Genomic DNA, 10,254 nt, shown 5'->3' on the forward strand with positions numbered 1-10,254 from the left:
CAACCATTATAAAGGCTTTTTTTGTGCTTAAATAATATTGCAGAAAATTCAGTTTTATATAAGGTGTTGAATTATTTTAATGCGACGCTAGTGAATGTATATCAAAAATGAACTATACCTATTCACCATAAATAGACGGTAAAATTAAACAGTGATGTGATTATACATCTGTCGTTACTATGTTATGTTTAGTATTTAAAAGCATTTATTGCTACTGTCGCTTCACTTTCTCACAGACAAAACCCTGTTGCTGAGAGTTATCAATTTATCACCATAAATTAACGGATGCAAGAAGATACACGCTAAGTGCAATAGTTGATTGGAGTGGAGACTGTCGACTCCTTGGGGATCATAGCGTCACAGATGAGACCCTGAAGCGGCTCATCGGACGCCCCCAGGAAAGCGACCAGTCGGAAAGGAAATCAACCCCTATTTTTGCTAAAAAGTCATACTTTATTTAACAGGTCACTTTAATTTCAATGACATTATAGTTTTTCAACAAATTAAATGTCACTCTCGGGTGACATTTTTTATTGTTATACGTCCATACTTAAAAGGAATTATGCTTTTTGGGAGAATCAATTCAGCGAAAAATTCTTTATACCATTATAATAACTGAGTCTTTCGTTTGATTTTTCAATACCGAAAGAAGTAGTATGGAGTTGTAACAAGGGATATATTACATACCCCTTATATTATATTAATGTAGTAATTCCAGAGGAGGAATTCATGATGAATTATCAAAATATTACGGTTGCAGGTAGCGGCGTACTTGGCAGTCAAATTGCTTATCAATCAGCTTTCAAAGGTTTTAACGTAACGGTTTACGATATTAATGATGAAGCCTTAAAAAATGCACAAGATCGTATTACAAAATTAAAACCTTTATACCAACAAGATTTAGGTGCAACACAAGAAGAAGTTGATGCTGCATATGCACGTCTAACATTTAACAGCGATTTAGCAGAAGCGGTTGCCAATGCTGATCTTGTAATTGAAGCGATCCCTGAGGTTGTAAAAATCAAAACAGAATTTTACACAAGCCTAGGAAAAGTTGCTCCTGAAAAAACAATCTTTGCTACAAACTCATCTACTTTATTACCAAGCCAATTTGCTGAAGCAACTGGCCGCCCAGAGAAGTTTTTAGCGCTGCATTTCGCTAATACAATTTGGAAAAACAACACAGCTGAAATTATGAAACACCCTGGCACTGATATGAAGGTGTTCGATGAAGTCGTAGAATTTGCACGCGCAATCGGCATGGTGCCCCTTCCATTATATAAAGAACAACCAGGTTATATTTTAAATACATTACTAGTGCCATTTTTAGATGCTGCTGAATCATTATTAGTGAAAGAGGTAGCAGATCCAGAAACAATCGATAAAACTTGGATGATTGGTACTGGCGCTCCACTAGGTCCATTCGCCATCTTAGACATTGTCGGCATTAACACTGCTTTCAATATTGTTGAAGCGAAAGCCGCTGCTTCTGGCGATGAAAACATGAAAAAACTAGCTAACCTCTTAAAAACAGAGTATATCGACAAAGGCAAATTAGGCCGCGCAACAGGCGAGGGCTTCTACAAATATCCAAACCCAAGCTTCGCAAAACCTGATTTCTTAAAAGGTTAATCCATCAATAAAACGCTGCACATAGTATTTTGCTATGTGCAGCGTTTTTTATTTTTTCATGGCTTCAGCACCGGTTTGCAATTCGAACTGGGTAGGCGGCGGAAGTGATCTGGTAGACCAAAGATGTGATCTGCTATCAATTCGAACTACCCCGGTCTACCTAAAATATAATCAGGATACGACGAAACACTCAAGCCAAAGAAGTTTATCAGGTTCCAACTCGAGCCACTTAGGTGTTTGTTCACGAGAAAAAATCCCAAAAGCTGTGCTCCCTCGAAAATGTTGATCTGTACTAACATTTTCGAGGTATTTTTTATTTTCGCTTCATTTCGCTCTTAGTAGTATTCCCTTTATTAATTGTACTTCCCTTGCATATTTTCAGTATAATAACAGTAAGAAATGTTTACATTTGGAACCTTAGATATTTGGCTAAAACTTATTTAAATAGAAAGGATTTGAATAAGAAGATGGAGATTCTAATTCCAATTGGGATAGGTTTTTTCGCTAATATGTTAATATTCGGGATAAGTATGCTAGTCGTCAAAAATAAAAGTAAAGCAACCAAGCTAACACTTATTTTCTTCGGAATCATTCTTCTTCTGTCGTTTATAATCGGTAGTTGGTCAGGAATGGGCTTATTCATTATAAGCTTAGGAATGTTACTAGTACCTATATGCCTGTATTTATATATTTACATTGGACGTAGCTTTATTCAAAAAAGCTTTTGAAGGATTAATTTCTTCAAAGGCTTTTCCTTTAGTGGAATGTCAACGTAAGGTGCTTTTATTCCAGCAATTGCTTGCCCTTATTGAAGAAACAAAACCATATAATCCTCATCACAATATTGCTGCCCTATTTTTAATGCCCTCTTCTCTGTCCCAAAAACCTCAAACCCTAAAGAAACATACAGTCTTTTGGCTGAAGCATTCGTTGACACAACCGTTAAATTAAGCTGTTCAACTCCCACAAGCTCCTTAGCCTTATTAATCGCTTCCACCATCAATTGTTTGCCAATGCCCTGTCCACGCTTTTTCGGACTAACATAAACAGCAAAGATGTTCGCTTTATGCATTAACTTCAGTTTACCTTCTTGAACCAGCGTCGCAACGCCCACTAATTCTTCATGATCAAATATCCCTAACGTATAGGAGCCCTGTGCCTCAAATCTGCTTGCAAACAGCTCAAGCGGAAAATCCTTCTCCTCCTCAAAGCTAGAACCAAAGGCCTCAGGATTAAGTTGTAACCCTTCTAATCTGAAATCACGATATATTTCAGCATCTGCAGCTGTCAAAACTCTAATTTCCATCCATTTTCCTCCTATGACACTTTTCAATTTTATCGACAATGATTAATAATATTTTATGTACTTTCACAAGACAGTTTCCTAAAATGGGAATAACAGCAATAAAGGAGAATTTACGATGAAATCTAACAGTATGGCGAAACATTTTCATACATTACAGGAGCAACGTACTCACTACATGCCTTCTATTCATGCACTATCACAGGAAGAACTATGGCATCGTAAAGAGGATGGAAAATGGTCGATTGGTGAACACCTTTATCACCTTTATTTAATCCTGAAAATGCTCAAAACGGCAACAAAATGTTCCCTACTTCTCACCCCTTACGCGAAAATGCGAAGAAACAAACCTTACGCCACTGAAATACATGATATTTACGAGGAATATAAAAACAAAAAAGGACGAGGCATAAGAGCTCCAGGAATATTAGTGCCTCCTAATAAAATACGATTTATGTTAAACAGTAAGGAAATCGAACAATTACTTTTAAATGACACAATCGCGCTGCAAAAGTTGGTGGAAAATATTGAGGAGGATGTCGCTGGGCATATTATCTTTCCAGATCCTATCGCCCATTATCCAAACCTAATTCAAGCTATTCAGTTGCTTGCAATTCATGAAAAGCATCATTTTGGGATTATAGAGGTAGCGATAAACCCTAGTGTATGTTGAATGGTTAACCCATTAAGCCATAAAAAGTGACCTAAAAAAAATGTTGAACAAGACTTTTTTGGTCACTCTTTCACAGGGCACCAACCACAATCTCTCCCAAATTGTTTAGACTTTAAGTATTGCTTAATAACATTTAATACCACTATATCTTCTTCCACTTCGCATTACGCCCTAATCCTTCAGGCATAATGATTTTCTTTTCCTTCAATTCATTTAATACGCGATTAATTGTTGCTTCACTCACATCTGGACAGGCATTACGGATATCTGCCTTTGTGAAATAGCCTAATTTCTTTTCAATAAATGTATGAATACGTTGGCTTTTACTGCCCGTTTGTGACTCAATCATTCCAACACAACTTTCTAAATCCTTATAGGCCGCTATAAATGTGCCTAATAAATAATTCACCCATGGGAAAATATCATTTATATTCTCATGCCAGCCAATGGAGGATTCTCTTAATGTCTCATAATAATCTTCTTTTGAGTCCTCAATAATTTTCTCAAGACTGATATAGCGGCCGACTTCAAATCCAGATTGATATAACAACAGTAGCGTTAACAAACGTGCCATACGACCATTTCCATCATTAAATGGATGCACGGATAAAAAGTCTAAGATAAATACACTAATTAAAAGAAGCGGCTCTACATCTGATTTCGAAATTCTTTCACGCAATTCTTCACATAATTGTGCCATAGCAGTTGGCGTCTCAAATGCTGATACTGGCTCAAATCGAATCCGCCTTGTTCCATCCGAAAATGTCTCGCTAATGACATTATCAACATTTTTCCATCGTCCACCTTCAATACCGATGTATCTATACATTTCTTTATGCAATTGTAAAATGACATTCTCTCTTACTGGAATAGCATCAAATGAAGAATGAATTAATTGCAAAACATCACGGTAACCAGCAATCTCCCCTTCAGAACGATCTTGAAGATTTATATCATTTTCCATGATACTTTTTAAGCGCTGATCTGTAATAACAATTCCTTCAATCGCATTAGAGGCCTTTGTTGACTGAATAATAGCCACGTCTTTTAACGTATTTAAAATTTGAGGAGCTTGCTGCTTATATAACTCCTGTTTCCCTTTATATTCATTAATTTTCGCAATTAAGTTCACCGTCTTCATAGGCATCATCAGTTGTTTTAGCTGTTCATAATTATATATTCTCATCATTTACCTCGCTTTTGATTATATTCATTAGTCATTAAATATATTCATTTCAAATAAAAATGAGTATGTTTTAATTATATGATATAGTTTTTGAATGTATTTCATAATAAAATAAACATACTCATTTAACAATTGAATGAGTATGTTTATTTATTAATCACTTTCCTTATCCGAAGTAAATGGCCAATAATGGTTATCTATTTTTTTCATATGTACATTTATTAAAACCACACATTTCACTGTGGTAAAGTCACGGAAATGTGCGGTCTAGTTATTCACTATTCTTCAAATAAATCTATTGGCGTGTTTTTCATAAATTCTTTCACTTCTTGAATACCAGGGAGATCACTTTCCACAAGCTCCAACCCTATAATTTTTGCTAGTGGTTGAAGAATAAGTCTTAACTCTTTAGAGACGAATATTTTACTCGGTCTTATCTCTATGTTTTGTAAATATGCCCATAAAACCCCTTGTGCAATTTGTGGAGTTTTAGGCATAGGGAACATTTCGTGTTCAATAACCAAATTACTTCCCCGTTCAACAAGCATGCCAACAATTGGATAAACAGTGCGGTCCGTTTGTTCAATTTCTACGCCAAAAGGCAAGTATAATAAATCATATTCTAATTGTAACGCGCTTTTTGGCTTTTTCTTATATTGTGCTTTTTCAAACATTGAAATTTCCTCGTAACACTCATACGTTGGCTTTGACATCTGAATTTGCAAAAGATAGATTTCTTGTAAATCCCCATCCTTTTGCACTTTAAAAACTGGATATTGATGTGCAGCTACCTGAGGATATTCCCATCCTGCCTTCCGCAGTTCTGTAATATTAATCATCGTATTTACAACTTCTATTAAAAGTTCTACCTCTGGAAAGCTTGGTATTTCAGGATGCGTTCCCGCCAGATAGCTGCGGAATTGAATCCAGTTCTTCTTCCCTCTATACGACAGCCCACAATCCTTAATTAGCTGATAATCTGCTGAATCTAATTCTTCTCTATCAACATAATTCACAGTTAAAGCATTTAAACTATAGGAAAAATCACTCGGTAAATTTTTCTCAAAAAGAATTTTCGCTAAACTATCATAGCCATACTCCATATCAAAAATCATTAATCCAAACTCTTCACCAGCCGCTCCCATAACAGAGACAAGAACTTTATAATCTTCAAAGTCAATCATAACGATTTCATCATCCCTTAAATATTGCCACGGCTTTAATTTTTTAAGATCATTAGCAAGCCCCAATAATGAAAGATAATCTGGCTCCAGGCTTTCTAGTAAATCTAAATAACTCTCTCCCCCTTCACCCTCAAGTATCCGTTCAGTAATTTCCTCCACATTAATCTCGTTTAATTTACCTGTATGAATATTACCTACTCCAGCAATACATATAGGTGTTTCAAAGTTCATCGGTAAATCCACATAGCTCTCTAATCGAACAGTAAATGATTCACTGGTATCAATAACTTGTGCAATGGTCTCATCACCAGGTTTTAGAAACCATTCAGCGAGCAACTCCTCCTCAGAATCATAATCCGTGTCATTTTCAGGTACAAAATATATCTTTTCTTTAGATACTCGTCCATCTTTTTTAACAATTTCAAAATCAGAAAAATTTGAAACGCCCACATCAAAGCTTATTAGTATAACCTCATCTAGCAAAGAAAAACTACTTTTCTCCGGAAACAAAAACTTTCGATAAATCTCTGGTTTTTTCTTACTTTCAACATGCAACTGTATCATTGTTTTACCCTCCTAATTCTACTTGTTAAAACAATACTGATGAGGTCTGACTTAATCTGCATTCATCATGTACAAAAAGTTATACTTCACATTTACATTTTCTAGTTACTTTATTGCTTGTCTATCTTCATTTCGTTTAGCCACTCCGTCATTCTGCTCTTAGCATAATCCTGTTCAAAGTCGTACCAATGCTTTTCGATGCCTAATTCACAAATTTTTTCCTTAAAAAATCGAAATGGCTTATTTCCGTTAAGTACGTTGATTAAATGAATCGTCATCGAATCTGGTTGCTTTTTAGCAAAGCTGACCATGACATCATACATTTCAGACGAAGAAACGCTTGGAATCAACTCTAAATCCGCTGCCACCCCTTCATCATCCCAATCAATCTCAGTCTCGCCAGTTAAAGTTTCTGGCGCATCCAAAAGAATTTCACCTGTGCGACGGTTTAACACATACGACATTTCATTATTATTTCCATATAAAAATGCATCCACAAGTTCATCAAGTAATTTCAATTTTTTCACCTCATATAATCGCTACACACACCTTACACTTAATATTACCAAAGATGCCCGCCACGATTAATCGTGGCTGCGGGCTGTTCACTATTTCATTGAATAAATCGGAAAGTGCCACTTTTTAGAAGGATAGAATGCTTAAACTCAGCCGATAACTACATAAAAAAGAACCGAAAACATTCGATTCGGCATTTATTCAAACATTCCTATACTGAGCTCCCTACAAAATGATCCTATAGCGTCACGCTCTTCTTTTGGCATTGCTTCGTACTCAACCAGATAATGTTCTGAAAGGTCTTCTAGCTCCTGATAACTGACTTCTCTTGTCAGGACGATTCCATTGACCTCATTAGCCAACTGGTTTGCGACCACAATATCCGTAAACGCAAAGGCCTGTTCTTCATCATCCGTAAATGTAAGAAGGTCAATTTCCCCCTGGTAATAGCGATTATCTACTTGCACTATGTAATATCTAATTGAATCCATTATGCACCTCCCCAATTCATGATTTTAATTATTTCCTTTTCACAAAAAATCCATCCCTTAATTCTAAATTGAGTGGCAGGTGTGCTGTACAGCCTGCGCCCTTCAATAAAGGGATGAATACTCGTGATATAGTATCAAAACTCTAAGATTTCTAAAGTAACATTCGCAAAAACTTTTCAAAATTCACGCCTGCCTCGCGCGGAATTTGCTCCTTCGACGTAGCTTCAATCGATGCCGATAAAAACGTCTCCGCAAGCTTCATCGACTCGACTAAATCCTGCCCACGCATCATGCCACCCATGATGACGGATGCAAACAAATCACCTGTGCCTGAATAGCTCTCACCGTTATAGTCGCGGATGCTATAAAATGAACGATGTGCATCGACATACATATTACCAACATAACGCTTCTCCGCATCTGCTGACGGCGGATTCAAGCCGGTAATAATAACGTTCGCACCAGTTGCCTGCTGTAGCTGATGGCCCGCTTCCTCTAGCGCCTGAATATAATCTGAATCGTTTTGATAACTCTGTAGCTTGTCGTAGGACAAACCTGTAAGCAAGCAGCACTCTGTAATATTTGGCGTAATAATATCTGCACTTTTCACTAGCTCTTTCATACGATCAAGCAAGTCACCTGTAAACATTTTATAGACCTCGCCCAAATCGCCCATCACCGGATCGACAAGCAACGTCGTTTCACTCGTGTGAAACACGCTTAAAAATCGAAAGATGTTATCGATTTGCGCTCTTCCTGTCACAAAGCCTGTATGAATTCCATCAAAAGACGCACCAAGCTTACTCCACTCATCCACAAAGTAGTCCATCTTTGACGTTAAATCCTCACAATAAAAGCTCGGATACCCTGTTTGTGCTGTTAAAATCGCAGTTGGCAATGGTACCGCCTGAACACCCATCACTGACAGCACGGGCATCGCAGCCGTTAACGAGCACTTCCCAAAGGATGACATATCCTGAATTACAGCAACTTTCTTCATCATACTCTCCACCTAACTAATCCTGCTTATACTCTCCTCATCGTATCATAATTAGAAAGATGCGAAAATGCACACAACATATATTCGAGATGAAAAATTATATACGAAAAAACAATCTGACCCTTAATAATTTTATCAAATTGGCACTTTTACGATAGTCAGTCCTTTGCTAAAGTTAAAATTATCGAAAAACTCATTATAGCGAGGAAGATACAGATGCAAAATATACAAAGGCAATCCTATACAAAACCACGCACGAAAACATTTGATTTAGTGATTACATCCATTTTAGCGGCACTTGTTTTCGTCGCAACTATGTTCATCAATCTTAAACTACCATTCGGGCAAGGCGGGCTTATTCACTTAGGGACATCTATGCTATTCATCTCGGCGATTTTGTTTGGTCCTAAAAAAGGCGCACTTGCTGGAGCAATCGGGATGGGCTTATTCGATATCGTAGGTGGCTGGTTAATTTGGGCACCAACTACAATTATCTCCCGTGCATTACAAGGTGCCATCGTTGGGAAAATGGCTTGGTCTAAAGGACATACAGGCGACAATATTAAATTAAACATATTAGGAGCAGTTGCTTCAATGCCCGCAATGATGGCCGTATACTATATCGGGCAAGCAATTATGTTCAACAGCTGGGTTGCACCTATGGCATCCATTCCAGGAGACATCATCCAGAACGTCGTCGGTTTAATTATCGCGATTCCCGTATGTGTCGTACTGAAAAAAACACCGTACTTCCGAAAGAATTTTTAATACCACAAAACAAGAGGCTGGGACATAACTAGCTGATATTCAAGAAAAAAGAGAAATCGATGCCATTCGATTTCTCTTTTTCTTGTTTGACTTAGTCATTCTATCGTCTTTACCCTATTTCTTTGTTCAGGGCAGCGTATTTCCGAAGATTTACTGCCATTAACGCAAGGCCTATTTTGTTTTCTACCTTCGATTTTCCTCGGACAGAAAATCGTGTGAAGCGCAAATTAGCCTTCAAGAATCCAAAAACTGGTTCTACATCGATTTTTCGTTTTCGATAGATGGCACCTGTTTTTTCTTCTGAAAGCTTTGTTCTTACATATTCTTTTTGTTCTTCCCACGTCTCATTGATCGTGACCTTCCTGTTATTCCCTTCTTTTGCTTTTGTACAAGAGGAGCGGAATGGACAATCTGTACAATCTTCACTTTCATAGATTTTCAATGTACGTGTAAAACCATAATCATCTGTACGCTTGGATACATATTGAAATGTTATTTTTTGTCCATTTGGGCAAATGAAAGTATCGTCTTCCTCATGATATGGCCAGTTGTCAGGTTTAGATAAATCCTCTTTATATTTTTTCTTTTGTTCTTTTATGTATTGGTTATACGTAATGAGTGGTATGCGTTCTCGCTTCGATAGAATATCATCGTAATTTTGTTCACTACCATAGCCTGCATCTGCGACAATATGTGTTGGCAATTCAAAAAACTGCTCTTCAATTCGATCAAGAAAAGGAATTAACGTACGCGTATCTGTTGGGTTCGGAAAAATATCGTAAGCAAGTGCGAACTGCCCTTCAGAGGCGACCTGAAGATTGTATCCAGCTTTTAATTGGCCGTTTTTCATATAGTCATCCTTCATTCGCATAAATGTCGCGTCAATATCTGTTTTCGAATAACTATTACGCGTACCAAAAATCTTCATGTCTTCCTG

Annotated in this window: 9 protein-coding genes and 1 pseudogene; 3 read left to right on the forward strand and 7 right to left on the reverse strand. The window is 37.1% G+C overall.

Features of this window, described 5'->3' with window-relative positions; genetic code table 11:
• The first annotated feature begins 732 nt into the window (after window positions 1-732).
• Complete coding sequence (locus tag ACIQXF_RS22575) at window positions 733-1,632, forward strand: 3-hydroxyacyl-CoA dehydrogenase (RefSeq protein ID WP_402787990.1); 900 nt, start codon at window positions 733-735, stop codon at window positions 1,630-1,632.
• Between the two features lie 805 nt (window positions 1,633-2,437).
• Here the strand turns inward: ACIQXF_RS22575 and ACIQXF_RS22580 are convergent.
• The gene (locus tag ACIQXF_RS22580; protein ID WP_402787967.1) at window positions 2,438-2,938 is read right to left on the reverse strand and encodes a GNAT family N-acetyltransferase; all 501 of its coding nucleotides are present in this window, start codon (window positions 2,936-2,938) and stop codon (window positions 2,438-2,440) included.
• Between the two features lie 115 nt (window positions 2,939-3,053).
• Here ACIQXF_RS22580 and ACIQXF_RS22585 point away from each other — a divergent pair, with 115 nt between their 5' ends.
• Window positions 3,054-3,608, forward strand: coding sequence for a DinB family protein (locus ACIQXF_RS22585; RefSeq protein ID WP_402787970.1), 555 nt, complete (start codon window positions 3,054-3,056; stop codon window positions 3,606-3,608).
• Window positions 3,609-3,750: 142 nt separating this feature from the next.
• Here ACIQXF_RS22585 and ACIQXF_RS22590 read toward each other — a convergent pair whose 3' ends face one another.
• The 5 genes from ACIQXF_RS22590 to ACIQXF_RS22610 all read right to left on the reverse strand — a co-directional run bounded on the left by ACIQXF_RS22590 (window position 3,751) and on the right by ACIQXF_RS22610 (window position 8,549).
• Window positions 3,751-4,797: a Fic family protein gene (locus ACIQXF_RS22590; RefSeq protein WP_402787973.1), complete on the reverse strand. Its 1,047-nt coding sequence runs from the start codon at window positions 4,795-4,797 to the stop codon at window positions 3,751-3,753.
• 275 nt (window positions 4,798-5,072) lie between these two features.
• A complete protein-coding gene (locus tag ACIQXF_RS22595) occupies window positions 5,073-6,542 on the reverse strand; it encodes a DUF7309 domain-containing protein (protein ID WP_402787976.1) in 1,470 nt (489 codons plus the stop codon).
• A 110-nt stretch (window positions 6,543-6,652) separates the two neighbouring features.
• Window positions 6,653-7,060, reverse strand: a complete 408-nt coding sequence (locus ACIQXF_RS22600; RefSeq protein ID WP_402787979.1) for a UPF0158 family protein — start codon at window positions 7,058-7,060, stop codon at window positions 6,653-6,655.
• A 195-nt stretch (window positions 7,061-7,255) separates the two neighbouring features.
• Entirely contained in the window at window positions 7,256-7,549 is a 294-nt protein-coding gene (locus ACIQXF_RS22605; protein ID WP_402787982.1) for a hypothetical protein, read from the reverse strand.
• 151 nt (window positions 7,550-7,700) lie between these two features.
• A complete protein-coding gene (locus ACIQXF_RS22610; RefSeq protein WP_402787993.1) occupies window positions 7,701-8,549 on the reverse strand; it encodes a pyridoxamine kinase in 849 nt (282 codons plus the stop codon).
• Window positions 8,550-8,765: 216 nt separating this feature from the next.
• On the opposite strand from ACIQXF_RS22610, the gene ACIQXF_RS22615 reads away from it, so the two are divergent.
• Window positions 8,766-9,317, forward strand: a complete 552-nt coding sequence (locus tag ACIQXF_RS22615) for an ECF transporter S component (protein WP_402787985.1) — start codon at window positions 8,766-8,768, stop codon at window positions 9,315-9,317.
• Between the two features lie 130 nt (window positions 9,318-9,447).
• Here ACIQXF_RS22615 and ACIQXF_RS22620 read toward each other — a convergent pair.
• A pseudogene (locus ACIQXF_RS22620) lies at window positions 9,448-10,254 on the reverse strand (transposase); the annotation flags it as partial.

The organism is Lysinibacillus sp. NPDC097231 (assembly GCF_044761885.1).
Lineage (GTDB): Bacteria > Bacillota > Bacilli > Bacillales_A > Planococcaceae > Lysinibacillus.